1 protein-coding gene is annotated in these 624 nt (G+C 49.2%); it reads left to right on the top strand.

What is annotated here, in order from left to right:
* On the top strand, positions 1-624 hold a 624-nt coding region (locus tag R7040_RS27615), incomplete at both ends, for a sodium ion-translocating decarboxylase subunit beta (protein ID WP_318097766.1).

Raw genomic sequence — 624 nt, 5'->3', positions numbered from 1 at the left:
AAAGGCTTTGAACCATTACTTTTATTGCCAATTGGCTTTGGCGCGATCTTAGCTAACATTCCTAATGCGGGCTTCACTGAGCCGGGCGGTTTGTTGTACTACGTCTACTATATCGGGATCGAATCGGGAGTTTTCCCATTGTTGATCTTTATGGGCGTTGGTGCGATGACGGACTTTGGCGCATTGATCGCGAACCCTAAAACACTTTGGTTAGGGGCGGCAGCGCAGTTTGGTATTTTTGCGACCTTGTTTGGGGCGATTTTACTTAACTTTGTGCCGGGGATGGAATTCTCGATGGCAGATGCATCATCGATCGCCATCATCGGTGGTGCTGATGGTCCAACGGCGATCTTCTTGGCCAGCAAGTTGTCGCCAGACTTATTGGGGGCGATTGCGGTAGCGGCATACAGCTACATGGCATTAGTTCCGATCATTCAACCGCCAATTATGAAAGCGCTGACTACCAAAGAAGAGCGTGAAATCAAAATGGCGCAGCTTCGTCATGTTGGTAAGTGGGAAAAAGTGTTCTTCCCGATGGCCGTGCTGTTGATGACGATTCTGTTCCTAAATTCTGCGGCGCGATTGGTTGGTATGTTCTGTCTAGGTAACCTGATGCGTGAAGCG

This window comes from Vibrio sp. 1069, from assembly GCF_033340555.1.
This window is presented reverse-complemented; position numbering and strand designations above follow the sequence as displayed.